General features: G+C 48.3%; 12 protein-coding genes and 1 riboswitch. Of the genes, 6 read left to right on the forward strand and 6 right to left on the reverse strand.

Features of this window, described 5'->3' with window-relative positions; genetic code table 11:
• Positions 1 to 122 precede the first annotated feature (122 nt).
• The 4 genes from KJS52_RS18940 to kimA all read left to right on the forward strand — a co-directional run bounded on the left by KJS52_RS18940 (position 123) and on the right by kimA (position 4,445).
• Positions 123 to 452, forward strand: coding sequence for a DUF1048 domain-containing protein (locus KJS52_RS18940; RefSeq protein WP_213518871.1), 330 nt, complete (start codon positions 123 to 125; stop codon positions 450 to 452).
• Positions 436 to 1,194 (forward strand): ABC transporter ATP-binding protein, encoded by a 759-nt coding sequence (locus tag KJS52_RS18945; protein ID WP_213518311.1) that lies wholly within the window; start codon positions 436 to 438, stop codon positions 1,192 to 1,194. Before KJS52_RS18940 ends, KJS52_RS18945 begins: the two co-directional genes overlap by 17 nt.
• Positions 1,195 to 1,965, forward strand: coding sequence for an ABC transporter permease (locus KJS52_RS18950; RefSeq protein WP_213518313.1), 771 nt, complete (start codon positions 1,195 to 1,197; stop codon positions 1,963 to 1,965).
• A gap of 363 nt (positions 1,966 to 2,328) precedes the next feature.
• Positions 2,329 to 2,485, forward strand: a riboswitch (cyclic di-AMP (ydaO/yuaA leader).
• 136 nt (positions 2,486 to 2,621) lie between these two features.
• The gene (kimA, locus tag KJS52_RS18955; protein WP_213518315.1) at positions 2,622 to 4,445 is read left to right on the forward strand and encodes a potassium transporter KimA; all 1,824 of its coding nucleotides are present in this window, start codon (positions 2,622 to 2,624) and stop codon (positions 4,443 to 4,445) included.
• A gap of 168 nt (positions 4,446 to 4,613) precedes the next feature.
• Here the strand turns inward: kimA and KJS52_RS18960 are convergent, their stop codons facing one another.
• The 4 genes from KJS52_RS18960 to KJS52_RS18975 all read right to left on the reverse strand — a co-directional run bounded on the left by KJS52_RS18960 (position 4,614) and on the right by KJS52_RS18975 (position 12,360).
• Positions 4,614 to 8,597: a carbohydrate binding domain-containing protein gene (locus KJS52_RS18960; protein WP_213518317.1), complete on the reverse strand. Its 3,984-nt coding sequence runs from the start codon at positions 8,595 to 8,597 to the stop codon at positions 4,614 to 4,616.
• Positions 8,598 to 8,747: 150 nt separating this feature from the next.
• Complete coding sequence (locus tag KJS52_RS18965) at positions 8,748 to 10,493, reverse strand: extracellular solute-binding protein (RefSeq protein ID WP_213518319.1); 1,746 nt, start codon at positions 10,491 to 10,493, stop codon at positions 8,748 to 8,750.
• A 117-nt stretch (positions 10,494 to 10,610) separates the two neighbouring features.
• Complete coding sequence (locus tag KJS52_RS18970) at positions 10,611 to 11,489, reverse strand: carbohydrate ABC transporter permease (protein WP_213518335.1); 879 nt, start codon at positions 11,487 to 11,489, stop codon at positions 10,611 to 10,613.
• Between the two features lie 16 nt (positions 11,490 to 11,505).
• Positions 11,506 to 12,360 (reverse strand): ABC transporter permease, encoded by an 855-nt coding sequence (locus KJS52_RS18975; RefSeq protein WP_213518873.1) that lies wholly within the window; start codon positions 12,358 to 12,360, stop codon positions 11,506 to 11,508.
• A 258-nt stretch (positions 12,361 to 12,618) separates the two neighbouring features.
• Between KJS52_RS18975 and KJS52_RS18980 the strand changes: the two genes are divergently transcribed.
• Entirely contained in the window at positions 12,619 to 14,346 is a 1,728-nt protein-coding gene (locus KJS52_RS18980; protein ID WP_213518337.1) for a sensor histidine kinase, read from the forward strand.
• Between the two features lie 45 nt (positions 14,347 to 14,391).
• The gene (locus KJS52_RS18985; RefSeq protein ID WP_213518339.1) at positions 14,392 to 16,035 is read left to right on the forward strand and encodes a response regulator; all 1,644 of its coding nucleotides are present in this window, start codon (positions 14,392 to 14,394) and stop codon (positions 16,033 to 16,035) included.
• 197 nt (positions 16,036 to 16,232) lie between these two features.
• On the opposite strand, the gene KJS52_RS18990 is transcribed toward KJS52_RS18985, so the two are convergent.
• Positions 16,233 to 16,889, reverse strand: a complete 657-nt coding sequence (locus KJS52_RS18990; protein ID WP_213518340.1) for a hypothetical protein — start codon at positions 16,887 to 16,889, stop codon at positions 16,233 to 16,235.
• A gap of 187 nt (positions 16,890 to 17,076) precedes the next feature.
• Complete coding sequence (locus tag KJS52_RS18995) at positions 17,077 to 19,347, reverse strand: heavy metal translocating P-type ATPase (protein WP_213518342.1); 2,271 nt, start codon at positions 19,345 to 19,347, stop codon at positions 17,077 to 17,079.
• Positions 19,348 to 19,359: the final 12 nt, after the last annotated feature.

Below are 19,359 nucleotides of genomic sequence, written 5' to 3' on the forward strand. Positions count from 1 at the left end.
TCCCCGTGCTCTGTAGTATATCTGCTTATCCGAGTACATTATATCATCAAACGGTAGGGTTGATGGTGCAACTTTCATTGTATTTTTGTGCCTTGAGCACAGCGAAAGGAATGAGACTTAACATGAACATACGGGATATGATCGAGGGCAAGAAAGAATGGCGAGCTCACGTAGCGCGTGTCAAGGCGCTGCCGCAGGATTACCAGATCGTTTATAAGGAAATTCAGAAATATCTTTATAAGGTCGGTCCGGTTGAACTGTCTGATGGGATTGGTATACTTGCGGGAATTGTTGATCTGTTCGAAGAAGGCGCCGCTTCGGGGAAAGGTGTGCTCGAAGTGACAGGCCAAGATGTCGCGGCTTTCTGCGACGATCTAATCAAGGATTCGAAAACGTATATGGACATTTATCAAGAATCTGTTAGGAGGAAAAAGGATGGAAACAGCGATTAACGTGCAAGGGTTGCGAAAAGCTTTTAAGAACACGGAAGTACTCAAGGGTGTCGATTTTGAAGTGAAGCGAGGGGAAATTTTTGCCCTGCTCGGCTCCAACGGCGCAGGCAAAACAACGACTGTCAGAATCCTTGCCACACTGCTCAAGCAAGATGGCGGAGCCGCAACCGTCAATGGCTTCGATGTTGCAACGCAATCCGATTATGTGCGGCAAGCGATCAGTCTGACTGGACAATTTGCCGCCGTGGATGAAATGCTGACTGGGCGGGAAAACTTAATTATGCTAGCCAAGCTGCGTCATCTTAAAAATCCGCGTCAAGTTGCAGACGACATGATTAAACGCTTCGGCCTGACAAAAGCCGCCGACCGCAGAGCATCTACGTATTCAGGCGGGATGCGACGCAGGCTCGACATCGCTTTAAGCCTGGTAGGAAATCCGAAGATCATTTTTCTCGACGAGCCAACTACCGGACTTGATCCCGAGGCTCGCATCGAGGTGTGGAAAATCGTCAAGGAGCTTGCTGAAGGTGGCACAACGATACTTCTGACCACACAGTACTTGGAGGAAGCCGAGCAGTTGGCCGATCGAATCGCCATTTTGCACGAGGGCAAAATTATCGCGTGCGGCACGCTTGCGGAACTGAAAAAGCTATTCCCATCTGCCAAGGTGGAGTACGTTGAAAAACAGCCGTCGTTAGAGGAAATCTTCCTCGCGATCATCAGTAAGAAGGAGGCGGTATAAATGGAAATGATGAAGAAGCACTTTTTTAGCGATATGGGCGTTATGCTTGGACGTTCGATGCGGCATATTACCCGCAGCATGGACACGATTATTACAGTTTGCATCACTCCGATTGCGATGATGCTGCTATTCGTCTACGTATTTGGCGGAGCAATCCAAAGCGGAACGGATAATTATGTGAATTACTTGCTGCCCGGCATATTGTTGATGGCAATCGCAAGCGGAATTTCTTACACGGCTTACCGTCTGTTTTTAGATAAGCAGCGAGGCATCATTGAGCGGTTCCACTCTATGCCGATTTCGCGTTCCGCTGTACTATGGGGACATGTGCTAACCTCGTTAGTATCCAATGCGATTACAGTTGTCGTCATTATACTGGTTGCCTTGCTTATGGGCTTCCGCTCCTCGGCAGGAGTATTGCCATGGCTTGCAGTAGCCGGCATTCTCATGCTGTTCACACTGGCCTTGACCTGGGTAGCGGCAATTGCCGGATTATCCGCCAAATCAGTGGAAGGTGCAAGCGCGTTTTCCTATCCGTTGATCTTTCTGCCGTTTATTAGTTCAGCATTTGTGCCAACCGAATCGATGCCGCGGGTCGTTCGCGCCTTTGCTGAAAATCAGCCCGTAACCTCGATTGTGGAATCTATCCGTGCGCTGCTGTCAGGCCAACCGGTAGGCCATGATCTATGGATCGCTCTTGCATGGTGCTTGGCAATACTGATTGTCGCATATCTTTTTGCAATGCGTGCATATAAACGAAAAGCTGCTTAATGTTAGCAGCCACATTATAACGATCATGGCAGCAGTGACAGCAAAGCATCATATAAGCGATCAGTCTATCTCTACCATCAAATTCTCCCCTCAGGGCAAACATCGTAAAAAGGACATCTGCTAAGGTGAACTTAAACGTTGTTGACCAGAGGGGATTTTTTATGCCAATCTACGCAGCTCGAATTAAAAGTGTAAAGAAATAGAGCTTGCTAAAGAAATAATGCGCGCGGCCAAGATCGAAATGACTGTAAGCGATATTTCGTGGTCATGTTGTGCAAAAATCGCGCAATGCATCCTTCCTGGTTTGTTTACAGTCCGCTTATCGAGGAGTAAGATTTATCAATGTAAGGCTCACAAATATATAATCCTTTATCGCTTAATTCTGCAAAGCAGAAACGGGGGAACCATCGGAATGGCGCGTCATTCCAGGGGTGAATCGCCTGATTGTCTCAATCGGCGTAAGGTTACTTTCAGACCTGAATCCGTCAGCTAACCTCGTAAGCGTATCGAAAGAGGAACTCATCGCGCCTATTTTAAAGAAGCCGCGGGAAGGTCCAGCTTTCCTGCGGCTTCTTTTTGCTGTCCGATGAAAAATTAACATGCTTTCAGTAGCAAGTATGCAATTATTTTCAATCCTGAATGGAGTGTAAACAACTATGGCGGCTTTTAAACGACTTCTCATTGGCAGACCGTTGAAGTCAACAGAATTAGGCGAGCAAAAACTGAATAAAAAGAAGGCACTCGCGATTCTCTCTTCTGATGCCCTATCATCTGTTGCATATGGCCCGGAACAAATCTTGCTTGTCTTAATCACAGTAAGTGCAGCAGCATTTTGGTACTCGATCCCTATTGGCATCGGCGTGTTAATTCTATTGTGCGCACTCATTCTTTCTTATCGGCAAATTATTTTCGCATATCCTCATGGCGGCGGGGCTTATGTCGTCTCCAAAAACAATCTTGGTGTATATCCCGGTCTTGTTGCAGGTGGTTCGCTGCTGGTCGATTACATTTTGACGGTAGCTGTCAGCGTATCGGCCGGTACGGATGCTATTACGTCCGCCTTTCCTGAGCTTCATGAATATACAGTGCCTATAGCGGTTGTATTCGTGCTTCTGCTTACGCTGTTAAATTTAAGAGGCGTAACCGAATCCGCCTCGATTCTGGCTTACCCGGTCTATTTGTTCGTACTGTCACTATTGATTTTGATCGGGGCCGGATTATATCGCATTATGAGTGGTGAAGTCGCTCCGGAGCTGCATACTCCGCTCGGCACACCTGTCGCCGGGATCAGCTTGTTTCTGCTGCTTAAGGCATTTGCATCAGGAAGCTCGGCGCTTACTGGAGTCGAGGCGATTTCAAATGCGATCCCGAACTTCAAGAGCCCTGCACCGAACAATGCTGCCAAAACCTTGTCAGCTATGGGCGTGTTGCTAGCTGTTTTGTTTTCTGGCATTGTCGTGCTCGCATACTTTTACGGCATCAAGCCGCTCGAAGAGGCTACCGTCGTTTCACAAATTGCTGAAGAAACGTTCGGGCGGAACTTTATGTACTTTTTCGTGCAAGGAACAACAGCACTTATTTTAATACTCGCTGCCAACACAGGATATTCGGCGTTCCCATTGCTTGCTGTTAACCTGGCAAACGATAAGTTCATTCCAAGAATGTTTACCGTTCGCGGTGATCGACTCGGCTATTCAAATGGCATCATTATACTGGGGCTGCTGTCAATTGTGCTTATCGTCGTTTTCCAAGGCAAGACGGAGCAGCTTATTCCGCTGTATGCTGTAGGAGTATTCATTCCGTTCACATTGTCACAGACAGGCATGATGTTGAAGTGGATCCGCGAGAAGCCTGCAGGCTGGGCAACCAAGCTGGCCATCAACACAACGGGAGCGGTTATTAGCTTCACAGTCACAATCATGTTTTTCATTACCAAATTTGCACAGGTGTGGTCAGTGCTCGTATTTCTGCCGCTTATCATCTATCTGTTCCATCGCATCAAAAAGCATTACGAGGCAGTTGGCGATCAATTGCGGCTTACAACTTGCGAACCAAGCGTGCCGATCGAAGGAAACGTCATTATCGTGCCAGTATCCGGCATCACCCATGTTGTGGAGCAGTCGCTGAATTATGCTCAGTCACTTGGGGCTAAACAAATTATCGCAGTATATATCCCGTTCGACCGCGAGGATGAAGCCAAGTTCGAAGAGAAATGGAGTAAATGGAAGCCGGACATTCGCCTTGTTACATTGCACTCCCCTTATCGAAGCATCATTCAGCCGCTCAGCAAGTTTATAGATATGGTGAAGCGCAAGGCAAACGAATCCAAATATCAGGTTACAGTCATCATCCCGCAGTTTATTCCAAAAAAGGGCTGGCACAACCTGCTTCATAACCAGAGCAGCCTTATGATTCGGGCGCACCTGCTTTACCGCAAAGATATCATTATTACAACTGTACCGTATCATTTGAAAAAATAAATTGATTCTATTAACAAAAAGGCTGTATCTCCATAAACGAGCAATGGAGATACAGCCCACACCTAGCAATCGCTTGCCAGATCATTTATTTGCAAATAAGCACGCATCATTCCCCGTTCATGCGAGGCAGCCTTGCAATCATCGCCATCTGTACATAGATCGCCCAGCTTACTGAGCAGCATCCAAATTGTGCTCCTCACTTGCCAGCTCACCTGCAGCGGCACGCGCGTCTTTCAGCTCAAATCGCACATTGTCGATATAGACGTGATGAGCCTCCCCCGCATCATCCGCTTGCTTGCCCAACAAAAATTTAAGCTGTGCCTGCTCATCGCTTGCCATTGTAAATTCGTAGCTGATCTGCTGCACCTCTTCTGTCAGCTTTGCTTGTTCGTTTAGCGAGCGGACATAGGCGCTGTTTTCCACGACTACATCGATCGTACGTGCAGTGCTGGCGCGAGCGGCAAAGGTAACGACATAGGTTTTGCCTTTTTGCAATGCTGCTGCATCCTGAAATAAAACAATATCCCACGGGTTGGCGCCTGCATGCTCAACCGAAGCATGCAAAGCTTTCGAATCTGCTGTGAAGCTCGCTTTCGAGTCTCCATCATACACGCCCTGCACATGTGTATGCCAGCCCTCCATGCCATAATCGAAGCTGCCGTTCACTGCAAGGAACGCCTTGCTGCGCGCATCCTTCACCTCTACTCGCACATTGTCGATCGACACGGTATGCTCGCCAATTTCAGCCGCCTGCTCCAGCTTGCCGAGCAGCAGCTTGAACGATAGTTGCGCGTCCTGATCCACTGGCAGCTCGTAGCTGAAGCTTTGCCACTCTGTCGTTAGCGCAACTCGCTCTGACACGAAGCGCTGATAGCTGGCGGTTTCCAGGACGATTTCCATTTCGCGCGCCTGCGAGGCTTTGGCATCAAGTGAAATGACGTAGGTTTGGTTTTTCTTAAGCGGCAAATCAGCTTGAGACAGCATTACATCCCAAGGGTTGTTGCCTGTGCTGGCGATCGTATATAACAATTCGCCATTTACATGCTCAATTCCGGTCTGCTGATCCCAGCCATCGTAGCGCCCTTGTACATGCTCGCTCCAGCCGTTCAAGCCATTGGAGAAATCTCCATTTTTCAGCGGAAATTGCAGCTCAAGCGGCAGCTCGCCCACACTGTTGTTCGTGGTACGAACAAGCTTGACATCATCCAAATAAATGCTGCCCTCCGCACCGCCGAGCCAAAACGCCAGCTGACCAGAATCTGCCGCAGCAGCATCAACCGTAAAGCTTACTGTATAGCCTTTCATCTGCTCGTTCAGCGTTACGCTTTGCGCTGATCCATACAGACTGCCATCACCGCCAAGCAGCGCCGCTTCTATTGTACGCGGCTGATCTGCTCTTGCCGCAAACGTCAGCTCATAGTCATTGCCGGCAACCAGACTGACGCCTTTTTGCAGCAGCGCCAGATCGCTAGCTTGCTTCCCGCCGTTAATAATGCTTGCATGCAGCTCGCGCTGCTGCGGATTTACCGACAGCTGAGCTATCGCATTGCCAGCTGTGTCCAGCTTCCAATACGTCAAGCGATGGATATATCCCAAATCAAAGCTTCCATTATAAATGTGGTTGCCATCCGCCAACGGCTCCTTGTCTGCCTCTTCATTGTACGGGTCCGGCGCCTCGATTTGCTCCAGCTTCACATTGCCAATCCATACTGCATGCTGATTGAGACCCATATTGAACTCAAGTCTTGCCTGCTTGTCGGTATCGGCGGTCATTTGGAAGATCATGTCGTAGCTTTGCACGGAATCGGTTAGCGGCACTTCATAGTTTTCCGAATAAACGGACCAGCCTCTGCTTTCCCCTCCGCCAATTTTTACAGTCATATTGCGGCTGGCCTGCGACTTGGCGTCAAAGCTCAGCTTATACCAGCGCCCCTTGCCAACCGTTACATGCTGAATCAACTGAAGCGAATGCACCTCACGCCCCATTTGCGCAATATCCGCCTTGGCAAAGCGTGTTCCATCTATCGTATCAATACTTAGCTTGCCCTCACCGCCAAACTGATCAAGATATACAAAGTTCCAGTAATCCTCATCGAATGGCTGTGCCGATTCTGTAATGGTCGTAATTGGCTGCTCATAGCCAGCATCATAGACATAGCTGCCGTTGATCGCCTGCTTATAAGGCTCGGCAATCGGCTCAACTTCAATGCTTGGCTCCTCTACCTGTCGGTACGGCCGTCCGACCAGATCATAGACGCGTACATAGTCGACCAGCATTTCTGCCGGCAGCTCGGATGCAGCCGGAGTTCGACCGCCATCATAATTGCCGCCAACAGCCAAATTCAAAATCATATAGAACGGCTTATCGAACGGTGCCGGAAATGCGTATTTAGCAGGCTGGCCATCGCCCCAGCTATCCCAATTATTAATCGTTTGGAACAGCTTGCCGTCTACATACCAGCGAATTTCGCCTGGCTCCCACTCAATGCCGTAGATATGGAAATCTGTAATGTCCTCGCCTTCAGGGAAATGATACGCTTTTGCCGCCGATTTATTGTTAGGCCAGCTTCTGCCATAGTGAAGCGCTCCGCCGATCTCATTCAGCAGGCGTCCTCTTGCTTCCATAATATCAATTTCGCCAGAGGCAGCCCATGTGCCATAATCGCTGTCCTGCGGCATCATCCAAAAAGCAGGCCATAAGCCTTCTCCTGCAGGCAGCTTAATTCTGGCTTCAAATTTACCATATGTTTGCGAGAAGGTCGGTTCGGTAAACAACCGTCCTGACGTGTATGGCTTGCCTTCATACTGCTCTTGCTTGGCGGTAATTTTCAGCAGTCCATCCTCTACTGCAATATTTTCAGCGCGATAATATTGCTGCTCATTGTTGCCCCAGCCATCAAGGCCATACTGAGCGCCTGTTCCCAACTGGTAGCCCCATTTATCAAGATCGACTCCGTTTTCATCCAAATTCGTCCCGCTGCCATCAAACTCATCGCTCCAAACAAGCTTCCATTCCTGTTGCGCTGGCGGACTTGTCGGCTGTGGCGGTGCAGTTGGAGCAGGTGTTGTACCCGAGCCACCACTGCTAGTGCCATCGCCGCCTCCCTGCTGGTCTGGCAGCTTAATGCCCGCTTCATTCACTAGCTGCTCAATTTTGCCCGTTGATTTCAGCTCGCTTCCTTCCGCACCACGCATGAATGCAAGCGTGCCGATTATTGATTCCTTGTCCAGCTCAATGCTGGCATCACTTTCAACGTTAAGCTGCTCAATATGCGATTGATCGCTTATCGCTACCCGCGCCTTGCCTGCAATCTTATTGACTGCGAGAGATTGCACACTCGCACGCTTAAGATCGATGCTTCCGCCGCCATTTATATGCAGCACTCCTGCGATTTCAGCATTGCTGAGCTGCAGCTCGCCTTCCCCCACGCCGGCTGTCACATACACATTGCCCGTTACCTTGACATGGTCGAGCGCGACGCCAGCCGTGTTGATCACGAGGTTGCCTTCAATCGTCAGTCCACGGTAAGTGCCTGCTTCTTGAATAATTTGACCGCTCAATCGATCAAGCAAAGTAACCGCCTCCGCTCTTGTTAACGCTTTCAAAGGTTTGATTGTGCCATCTGGAAATCCTGTTATCGCCCCCTGGTCGAGCAAGCTTTCCAGTGACTGTCGGGCGTAACCGCTAACGGTATGCCCATCCGAATATTGAGCCAGCAAGCCTGACTCCCGTTCGACTGCAGCGAGCTTATAGGCCGCTGCCAGCATTTTCGCAGCATCCTGGCGGTTGACCGAAGCATTAGGCTTGAAGCTGCCGTCCGGGTAGCCCTGCACTATGCCGGCCTTCAATACCGCAGCAACATCGTTGTAAAACCAATCACTGGCCTGCACATCTTGAAATGATACTGAACCTGTCTCTGCTGTACTGAACTGAAATACTGCATGCAATAACCGGGCGAATTGCGCGCGCGTGATCGGCTCATCCGGCCGCAGACTGCCATCCGGATAACCGCTAATCATCCCCTTAGCATGCCACTCGCTCATAATTGTGGCTCCCCAATGTTCGCGTTCTTTATCTGACTCAGCTCCGTATATCGTTGATGGCAGCAGTATCGTCAATATGAGCAGCCATATTATACTCTGTCGCTTCATTATTCCTAGCTCCCTTCCAAATCTGTAAGTAAGCGCTTTATTATTAGCGCATAGAAAACGACTTGCCTGATTCCTTAAAGCAAGTCGTTTTCTGCTGTAAGTGATAGTAAACGCTTAAATGATTAAACGCTCCGTACACGCTGCCAATGACTACTTGGCATTTTCATACCACTCATTAACTTCATTCGTAATTTGCTCGCCGCCAGATTTGAACCAGTTTTCGACCATCGTGTCGAAGCTGTCAAGTGGCTGCTGACCGTAAATGATTTTGCTGTACGTTTCATTAACAAGCTTATTAAGCAGCTCATTTTTATCCTGCATCGTCTCTGTCAAAGGTCCCATGTAGTAGTTTTTCATGCGAATATCCTTTTGCTCGACGACTACCTTCATCGCTTCAATGTTTTCCTTCGTACGAGAATTAAACTCTGTTTTCTCGTATGGCGTTACTGGCTCTTCTCCATTTGCCAGCTTCAGATGCGTTTCTCCATACAGGCTTGGAATACGCGCGCCTTCATACGTTAGCGTATAGTAAAGCGCTGGTGCGATTTGCCCCTTCAAGCCCGGGAACAGATCAGGATGAGCCGCTGCATCTGTCGTTACAGTGCCATCCGGCAATAGTGCATAGTCATAGCCTTCTGCAAAGCCGTTTTCAAATTCGCTGCCCGGCTGCGGATTGGCCAGATTATCAAAGAACCAGTTATAGTAGTGCAAAATCGCTTCCGGATTTTTGCTGTCCTTGTTGACGAAAATATAGCCGTTAACTGGAGGGTTGCCTCCCGCTGAGCCAATTTTGCCGTCTGGGCCAGCCGGAATTGGATATGCTTTATATTTTGCATCCGGCACATTCGCTAGCAGATCCGGGAATGGCCATGCCGGCAGCCAGTTGCGGCCGAAAATAATCCCCGCTTCGCCTTTCGTGAACAGCTCGGAGCCAGCGTTTTCATCATATAGCGCTGAGTCTTCGGAAATATAACCCTTTTCCATCCACTCCTTCAGTTTGGCTAGCGCAGTTTTCGCATTAGGATTAATCGAGCCATTTTCCAGCTTGCCATCTTCCGTCAGGTTCCATTGACCAGGCATCGTGCCATAAGCGCCGAACACAAAGCCGATATCAGTCATCCAAGTGTTGTAGCCATTTTTGAAGCCTGTTGCCAAGCCAATCGTATCCTTTTTGTTGTTGCCATCAGGATCCTGATTGACGAATGCATCCATTACCGCCTCAAGCTCCTCAATCGTTGTTGGTGCTTGCAGCTTCAATTTATCGAGCCAATCCTGGCGAATCCACATTACATGGTCGTCATTGTAGGCGTAGTCCAAAATTGGCAGCGCCATCTTTTGACCATCGCGTGTAATCGGCAGCCAGATCGCTGGATCAAGCGCCAAGCCTTCTTTATAAGTATCGTTCGCATATTTCTCAACCAATTCATCGACAGGCATAAACTGACCGGAATCAATCAGCATATTAACCGTTTCCAAATCGCCGCGATAGGTCACGACATCCGGCATTTTTTCACCGGAAGAAAGCATAAGACGCAGCTTTGTTTTGTAGGCATCATTTGTATTCGTCACAACCCAGTTATATTTGATGTCGATGCCAAGACGTTCCTTAATCAGACGAGTATGAACATTATCCTCGATGCTCTCGCCTTCCTTGAACACGGAGCCGTTCTCATTAATGCCCCATACCGTCGTAAGTGTAATCGGTTCCTGATACTTGCCGTCTACGAAGTTGGAGCTCTCTGCAGTGTTAGTGCTGCCTTCATTTTGCTTGTTGCCAGAGTTGCTTGTATTGCTGGAATTGCTGTTGCTTGTTGTACCGCCATTATTGCCGCCTGCGCAAGCAGCAAGTACTCCGGCCAGCGAAATAATGAGCAGTATGGAAAGCCATCTTTTCATATACATCCCCCTAAAAGCAAAATTTTGTTTCAATAGCAATAACTGCTATACTTTTATCTTACTGCGCCAACATTTTTGCGAAAGGCCACATTTTTTGGATTAATGCCACTTTCTTTGTTACTCCTTAACCGCTCCAAGAATAATCCCTTTAACGAAATAGCGCTGCAAAAACGGATAAACGAGCAAAATTGGCAGCGTCCCAATAAAAATTTGCGCTGATTTTACGGTGCGCTGCGAAATGTTTTTCAGCTCATTGATATCAGGGTTGATTTTGTTGAAGTCCTGCTGCACAATGACCGTTTGTAAAAATGTAGACAGCGGATATTTGCGATAGTCCGATATATACAGCAAGCCGTCGAACCAGGAATTCCAGTGCATCACCATCGTAAACAGCGAGATCGTGGCGATCGCCGGCATCGACACTGGCAAGTAAATGCTGATTAAGGTGCGGAAATGTCCAGCGCCATCAATAAGCGACGCTTCCTCCAGTTCCTTCGGCACAGCGCGGAAGAAGTTCATAAGCAGCACCATATTGAAAACATTGATCGCCACTGGCAAAACGAGCGCCCACATCGTATTCATCAAATGAAGCTCGCGAATGAGCATATAGCTCGGTACGATCCCGCCGCTGAACAGCATCGTAAACAGAAAATACCACATATAGATCGGGCGGCTTTTGAAATGGCCGCTATCCTTGGACAATGCATAGCCAGCCAGTGTAATCAGCAGCATGCCGATTATGGTTCCAAGCACTGTTCGCTGCAAGCCAACCAGCAGCGCATTGTGGAAGTTTGGATTATTCAATGTCTTCTCATACGCCTCGAAATTAAAGCCGATTGGCCACAGTCCAACCAGATTGGAATTCGCCGGCGCGCTTGCACTAAAGCTGACCGCCAGAATATGAATGAGCGGCAGCACGCAGGACAAGCAAATCAACGTCAGCAATGCGTAGTTGAATACGGTAAAGGTTTTATAGCCTTTTGTTTTATAGTACATGCGTTCTCATCCTTTTCTAGAAGATTCGGTAGCCGGCGAATTTGTATGCCATGCGATAGGAAATGACGATCAGCACCAAGCCAATCGCTGATTTGAACAAGCCAACCGCTGTACCGAAGCTGTACTGCCCGTTCAATATGGCGGTACGATAGACGAATGTATCGATGATGTCACCTTTATCATAAACAAGCGTATTGTACAGGTTGAAAATTTGATCGAAGCCGCCATTCAATATATTGCCGAGCGACAATGTGCCGACAACTACAGCAATCGGAATCATTGCCGGTACTGTAATATGCAGCGTCTGCTTCCAGCGATTCGCGCCATCGACCTCCGCCGCTTCATAAAGCGCTGGATTAACGCCAGCCAAGGAAGCGAGAAACACAATCGTATTAAAGCCGAAGTTTTGCCAAATATCGCTGACCACGACGGTAAAGCGGAACCAGTTGCCATCTGCCAGCCACGGGATCGACTGGATCCCAAGCGAGTTCAAGGTCGAGTTCACGATGCCCTTGCTGCTCAGCATATCAGTCAAAATCGCGCCCAGAATTACCCAAGATATAAAGTGCGGCAAATAAACGAGCGTTTGAATCGTACGTTTAAATGCCATTTTGCGAACCTCATTAAGCAGAATCGCAAACACGAACGGCACAATTAAGCCAAATACAATTTTCAAGCTGGAAATGACCAGCGTATTCCAGATAACCTCCTTGCTGTCCGGGTATTGAAACATAAATTCAAAATGCTTTAAGCCGACAAATTTGGAGCCAAAAATGCCATCATAGGGCTTAAAATCCTGAAACGCCATTACTAATCCGCCCATTGGCATGTAAGCAAAAATAAATGTTACAATTGCCGCAGGCAACAGCATCAAATGCAACGGCCATGTCCGACTTAGCTTCTCCTTTTCCCGTTTGCGCTTTTTTGCAGCGACCACGTTATCCTGCAGCTGCGCGCGCGCGACATTATCCACTGTATTGCCCCCTTCCGAAAATTAAGTTATAATTTGTCTCTCCCGTACATTTATTCTATCAGCATGATTTTCTGTGCTACAGACCACGATTTTTGGAAGCATACCAATTTTTTTGTCTCTATTCCACATTACAAATTTTGAGAGCGGGGATGAATGATGCGACTGCGTGAAAATACGTTCGCTAAAATTATTACCCTAATTATTTTGCTGCTCATTCCAATCATTTTGCTGTATACCCTGTCAATGCAAACGAGTATGCAGGTTATTAAGGAGGAGGTGCATTCCCTCCAGCAAAAGGATATCAATTTTCTCGCTGATGAATTTAACAAAAGCGTTACGACGCTTTCTTCGCTTGGCTTTTTGCTTAGCGAGGACATTCATATTCAGCAGCTGCAAACGCTCCATCTGATCGAAAGCGCTTACGAGCGCAATGACGAGCGGCTGCGCATTATGGAGCGGCTGCGCCTGCTTAATGTATCGCAGCGCTGGGATACGCAATACAGCATTTTAGCGCCTGCCAATCAGGAATTTGTATCGACCAACACCTATGTCACCTATGATTTGGAGTCCGTAAAGGAGCAGCTGGCGCCAAACTGGAAGTATCAGGAGATGGTGACGCAAAACATTGTGCAGCAGCGCTTTGTGCGTCATATCGTCAAGCCCAAAAGCAAGCTGGTCGATTTGGACAGAGCCGGCATTATTGTGGAGATTTCTTTTCCTGAGGAGCATATCATTAAAGATTTGGATACGTTTAAGGAAACCGGCAAGGGCGACCCGTTTCTTTATCATTTGCAAGGCGATACGATTCAAAATAAAACCGCCAATCAAGCGATGATTGATGAAATTCATGCGCTGGTGCAAAGCGGAGCGCTCAAGCCCAACGCAAGCAATGATCCGGTCAACATCGGCGGCAAGCGCTATCTCGTAACCTTTGCGCTTATTCCAACCTTGAATTGGTATTTGGTAGATTATGTGCCGATTGAAAATATGCTGCAGCCGATCGTGAAAACGCAGGTGCTGTTCTATGTCTCGGTTGTGCTGCTGCTCATTTTAGGCTTGCTTGCAGCGTACTTGCTTTATCGCAATGTGCAGCGCCCGATCAGCCTGCTCATTCGCAACGTCAAGCGTCTGCAGGAAGGCAATTACTCGACACGGATAACGGTTAATCCGAAAAATGAGTTCTCTTATCTGTTTGCCCGCTTTAACGACATGGCAGCAGAAACCGAGCGGCTGATCGAGAAGGTGTATGTCGAGGAGCTGCGCCGCCGCGAAGCGAATGTAAAGCAGCTGCAGTCGCAAATCAATCCGCATTTTCTATACAATTGCTTCGCTTTAATTCGCAGTCTGGCCAGACTCGACAAAAAGGAATCGGTGATGATGATGTCGATGCATCTCGCCAAATATTATCGTTATACAACAAGAGTGGAAAAGCTGACCGCTACGCTCAAGGAAGAACTGCAGCTGCTGGAAAGCTATCTGGAAATTCAAAAGTTTCATATTCAGCATATGAGCTATCGCGTTGACGTACCAGAGTCGATGCTGCGGCTGGAGCTGCCTAGACTGCTGCTACAGCCGATTGTTGAAAATGCTGTACTGCACGGCATTGAGCAATTTGACGGCGATGGGCTTATTACGATTAGAGGGGAAAGCGCGGCGGGCTGGCACAGCATTATCGTGGAGGATAACGGTGTGGGCATGACAGAAGAAGCGCTGCAGGCGTTGGAGCGCGAGCTGATGCATGCGCCGGATGACCATACCGGCTGCGCGCTTTGGAATATTAAGCAGCGGATGCTGCTGCAATACGGGCCGAGCGCCTCGCTCAGCTTTGAAATTCGCAAGCAGGGCGGACTCGCCGTTAAGCTGACCTGGCAGGCCCAGCCGTAATAGAAACCCAGCAATATTTACACAATTTATCGGGGAGGGTCCACTATGTACCAATTGCTTATTGTAGATGACCAGCCGGATCTGGTTGAGGATCTGGCGACAAATATTGACTGGAGCAGCATCGGCATTAGCTCGGTCTATCAGGCACATTCCGCTAACGAAGCGCTCGATACGATGAAAATGACGCAAATTGATATCGTCATTACCGATATACGGATGCCTGGCATTTCAGGCCTTGATTTGATTGAGGCGATTAAGGCATCGTGGAGCCATGTCAAATGCATTCTGCTGTCAGGCTACAACGATTTCGAATATGCGCAGCGTGCGCTGCAATATCAGGCGAGCGACTATTTGCTTAAGCCGGTCGAGGATAATGAGCTGCTGGAGGCGGTGCAAAAAGCGATTGGCGAGCTGGAGCAGCATTGGCTGGAGATCAGCTCCTGGCAGAAGGCGATTAGCTCGATTAAAGCGAATTTGCCAATATTGCGCTCGCATCTGCTAACGACCTTGCTGCACAAGCAGCTGCCGCAGGAGCAGCTGCAAAAGCGGCTTAGCATGGTGGAGCTGCTGATTCCGCTGGATAGCCCTTGCTATATGATGCTGCTGCGGATGGAGGATTATTTTTACGAGCAGAGCGAGCAGGACAGCTCCTTGCTGGAATATGCGATCTGCAATATTGCTGAGGAAATTTTCGATGACGGCTACCGACTATGGCATGTTAAAGACAGCTATGGCTACTATGCTTTTCTTATTTTGCCTGCTTTACAAGGAGAAAAAGGGTCATTTGCCGCTGACGACTCAGCAGTGAGCGCATTAAATGCCGAGGTGATTGAACAGAAAGCCGCTCATTTGCAGCACTATGTCAAGCTCTATCTGAAGGGAACGATCTCGCTGGTGCTTAGTCAGCAGCTAAGCTTCCCGCAGCAATTAACGTCGGTCTATGAGCAGCTGCTGCGCAGCTTCAGACAGCGGATTGGCAGCGAGCGAGACTTCCTCTTGACGATGCATGAGGAACGAGCAGCAGAAAGCGACGATGCCGATTGCTTAAGTGAGCTTTATGCGCCGCCATTGCTTAATCATTTGCTGGAAATCGGGCAATGGGACGCGGTTGAGGAGAAGCTTCATGCAATCTTTAACGAGCTCGAGCAAAAACGGGGCGATTCGCATGAGCATATATTGGAGGCATACTATGCGATTGTCAGCTCGCTTAGCTATGCGATTCATAAAAACAAGCTGCGGATGGCGGATTGCCTCGGCGACGAATTCAACCATATGCTTGAAGGACCGCGCTTCCATACAATTGCCCAGCTTCGCGTCTGGCTTGATGAGGTGATTCAGGCATACAAGCGCGTATTGTCCGAACGCTCGCAAGATTCGAGAACAGGCGTCATTCAGAAGGTACAGGAATATGCGGCGCAGCATTTGACGGAAGCATCACTGCAATCACTTGCCGATCACGTCTTCCTCAACGCCTCTTATCTGTCGAAAATTTACAAGCTGGAAACAGGGGAAGGCATTAGCGAATATTTATCGCGCTTGCGTATGGAAACCGCCGCCCATCTGCTACGTACAACGAATGAAAAAATTTATGAAATTTCAGTCAAGGTCGGCTACAACAAAACGAGCTACTTTATTAAAGTGTTCAAGGATCGCTATGGCGTCACGCCGCAGGAGTACCGCGACCAGTAATGGGAGCAGCCCGGTGCGCTCCTGCCAGATCAGCAGAAGCTGCAACGAAGCCCAAAGTAAAGACGTGTCTGCTCTATGTGAGCAGCACGCTGTACTTTGGGCTTCAGCATTCATTTACTTGCTTTTTTTTGTTAGAAAATAAACAACAGCTATGACTAAACATACAATCACAATCGTTCCTACCAGCCTAGCCAGGTCTATTCTATACATATAGTAACCTCTCTGCTCTCCAGCAGTTGATCTTGATATTGCGTAAATTGCTCCATTGTTTGAATTTCGCCTTTATTCAGTAAATACGTATAAAATTTTCCTAAGTATAGGGCATCCTCGTATTGCTTATACACCATATCGCTTTCCCAAAATTGTTCATTCGTTAAGCCCGTAATTTCAATCCATTTCTTCATAATCTTTTGAATGAGCTCTTTGTTATCGGCGGTATATTCGGGATTTTCCAGCACTTGTTGTTGGAATTTGATTTCCTGCTCTACTTCTTCCTTTGCAACAGCAATGCCTTCGTTTTTCGCTTCGCGAATCGTCAAATCCTTTTTCAACAGTTCATTTAACAGCTCTTCGTCAGAAGCTGAGAACTCCGTATTGGATAAAGCATGAAACATTTCAATGTTATACTTATAAAATAAAAACCGTTCATAGGTTACATTTATATCTTGTACGCTGGCAACCGTTTCATTGAAAGACAGGCTGGCTGTTTCTTTTTGAATGGCATCAAATGTGTCCTCGATAATATTATTTTCTTCTTTAGATGAACTGCTGAAATATATTGCTGCTGCAATCAAGAGCAGTACAACCAAAAACAAGCTGCTGATTGCTATCGTAAGCGTGCTTCTTCTAAACACAGTATTCCTCCTGCTTTTTATCGTGAATCGTAGTATTACGATAACGATAACATAAAAGCGGAGATAATCGTTCAATCACTAGTAAAATAACGGTCTAATATCTTAACTGTCAGCCCACATAAACAAGCCTGCCCCTTCATGGCGAGCTATGTGCAGCAATGAAGGGGCAGTATTTGTTGTATCCTTTTTACTTCAAGCGCAATACACGCATTGCATTCAATACGGCAAGCAGCGTTACACCGACATCGGAGAACACAGCCTCCCACATTGTCGCAATGCCAAAGGCACCTAGTGCCAAAAAGATTGCCTTAACGCCCAAAGCAAAAATAATATTTTGCCATACAATGCGGCGCGTGCTGCGTGCAATTGAGATCGCAGTAGCCAGCTTGGAGGGCTCATCTGTCATAATTACGATATCCGCAGCTTCTATCGCGGCGTCGGAGCCTAGTCCGCCCATCGCGATTCCGACATCAGCCTGTGCCAATACCGGCGTGTCATTGATGCCATCGCCAATAAAAGCGAGCTTTTCCTTCGGACCTTTGGCGGCAGCAAGGCGCTCGATATGCTCTACCTTATGCTGCGGCAGCAGCTCTGCGTGCACTTCATCCACGCCAAGCTGCTTGCCAACCGCCTCGCCGACTGCCTTCACATCTCCTGTCAGCATCACCGTTTTTTTAACGCCCAGCTGTTTTAAGGAAGCAATCGCAGCGGCAGCATCCTGCTTAACCTCATCTGCAATTACGAGATGTCCTGCATATTTGCCATCGACTGCGATATAGACAAGCGTGCCTGCGTGATCGGGAGCAGCATAAGGAATGGCTTCACGCTCCAGCAGTCTCGCATTGCCTACTAAAATCGAACGTCCTTGCCAGCGAATGCTGACGCCATGGCCCGATATTTCCTCATAATGCTCGAGCTGCTGATCTGAAATTGGCTGCCCGTAAGCAGCGATAATCGAGGCCGCGATCGGATGTGTGGAATGCTGTTCGGCATAAGCCGTATATTCAAGCAGCTGCTGCTCGGTATAACGGCCAGTCGAATGCACCTTCGTCACCTGAAAGCTGCCTTTGGTTAAGGTGCCTGTTTTATCAAATACCGCATATTTCACATCGTTCAACGCTTCAAGATAGTTGCTGCCTTTTATTAAAATTCCATTTTTTGAAGCTGCGCCGATGCCGCCGAAAAATCCGAGCGGAATCGATACAACAAGCGCGCATGGGCACGAAATAACCAGGAATATTAGGGCGCGATACAGCCAATCTGCAAACTGCTCAGCTGGAAACAGCAGCGGCGGCAGCACAGCTAAGGCAACTGCTACAATGACCACAACCGGCGTGTAGTAGCGCGCGAATTTGGTAATAAAGTTTTCCGTTGGCGCCTTCTTGCTGCTGGCATTCTGCACCATGTCGAGAATTTTAGAAACGGTTGATTCGCCGTAGCTTTTGGTAACCTCGACCGTAAGCAAGCCGCTCGTATTAATAAAGCCGCTCAGCACCTCGCTGCCAGCCGTTACCTCTCTTGGCATCGATTCGCCTGTTAGCGCGGATGTATCGACGTACGAGCTGCCCTCTACAATTTTCCCGTCAAGCGGTACTCTTTCGCCCGGCTTAACGACAATAACATTGCCAATCTGTACGTCCTCAGGCGATACTTTGCGAACATCATGCCCTACCTTCAAATTGGCATAGTCAGGACGGATGTCAAGTAAGGCGCTAATTGACTTGCGCGAGCGATTAACAGCAAGACCCTGCAGCATTTCGCCCACCTGATAGAACAGCATAACGCCTACCGCTTCAGGGTACTCTTTGATCGCAAAAGCTCCCAAGGTTGCGATCGTCATTAAGAAATATTCATCAAACCATTGTCCGCGAGCGATATTTCGCGCAGCTCGCCATACAATATCTCCACCTACGATGACATAGGCGGCTACAAGCACGAGCACAGAAAGCCACTGCGGCATTGGCGCTAATAGACCTGTAAGCAGGAGCGCAGCACCTGCAATAAGCCGATAAAGCAATACCCGGTTTAAACCGTGACTATGCTGATGACCATGCTGATTAGCACGCTTTTGTCTGCTTGCAGCATTGCGACTAGAAGCTGAATCATCCTCTGAATGAGCTCCATGCCGATGGGAATGATGTATGCCAGCTTCATGCTGATGCGTGTGCGAATGCTCATGCGCGCGAGCCGGCTCATTTGCTGCCAGGCGTGCAGCAGCTTTATCAACAATATCTATATGAGGCTCTAGCGCCTTAACCTTTTTATGAGCTTCTGCCAAAACCTCATCTTCATGTTCGGAGCCCGTTTCGATCGTTAGCGTCTTGGTAACAAAGTTAACAGAGCTCGAAGTTACGCCTTTAACCTTGCCAACGCCATTTTCAATTTTTAGCGCGCAATTGGCGCAATCCAAGCCTTCAAGCAGCCATTCATGTTTTACCGTTGTCGTAGACTTACTCATCGTCAGCCACTC

The sequence above is a fragment of the Paenibacillus montaniterrae genome (assembly GCF_018403185.1).
GTDB classification, from domain to species: Bacteria; Bacillota; Bacilli; order Paenibacillales; family Paenibacillaceae; genus Pristimantibacillus; species Pristimantibacillus montaniterrae.

Excerpts from the sequence above, each read along its gene's own strand:
- KJS52_RS18950 (WP_213518313.1), top strand. The coding sequence starts at position 1,195 with ATGGAAATGATGAAGAAGCACTTTTTTAGCGATATGGGCGTTATGCTT.
- kimA (WP_213518315.1), top strand. The coding sequence starts at position 2,622 with ATGGCGGCTTTTAAACGACTTCTCATTGGCAGACCGTTGAAGTCAACA.
- KJS52_RS18980 (WP_213518337.1), top strand. The coding sequence starts at position 12,619 with ATGCGACTGCGTGAAAATACGTTCGCTAAAATTATTACCCTAATTATT.
- KJS52_RS18970 (WP_213518335.1), bottom strand. The coding sequence starts at position 11,489 with ATGTACTATAAAACAAAAGGCTATAAAACCTTTACCGTATTCAACTAC.
- KJS52_RS18945 (WP_213518311.1), top strand. The coding sequence starts at position 436 with ATGGAAACAGCGATTAACGTGCAAGGGTTGCGAAAAGCTTTTAAGAAC.
- KJS52_RS18965 (WP_213518319.1), bottom strand. The coding sequence starts at position 10,493 with ATGAAAAGATGGCTTTCCATACTGCTCATTATTTCGCTGGCCGGAGTA.
- KJS52_RS18940 (WP_213518871.1), top strand. The coding sequence starts at position 123 with ATGAACATACGGGATATGATCGAGGGCAAGAAAGAATGGCGAGCTCAC.
- KJS52_RS18975 (WP_213518873.1), bottom strand. The coding sequence starts at position 12,360 with ATGCTGTTGCCTGCGGCAATTGTAACATTTATTTTTGCTTACATGCCA.
- KJS52_RS18995 (WP_213518342.1), bottom strand. The coding sequence starts at position 19,347 with ATGAGTAAGTCTACGACAACGGTAAAACATGAATGGCTGCTTGAAGGC.
- KJS52_RS18960 (WP_213518317.1), bottom strand. The coding sequence starts at position 8,597 with ATGAAGCGACAGAGTATAATATGGCTGCTCATATTGACGATACTGCTG.
- KJS52_RS18985 (WP_213518339.1), top strand. The coding sequence starts at position 14,392 with ATGTACCAATTGCTTATTGTAGATGACCAGCCGGATCTGGTTGAGGAT.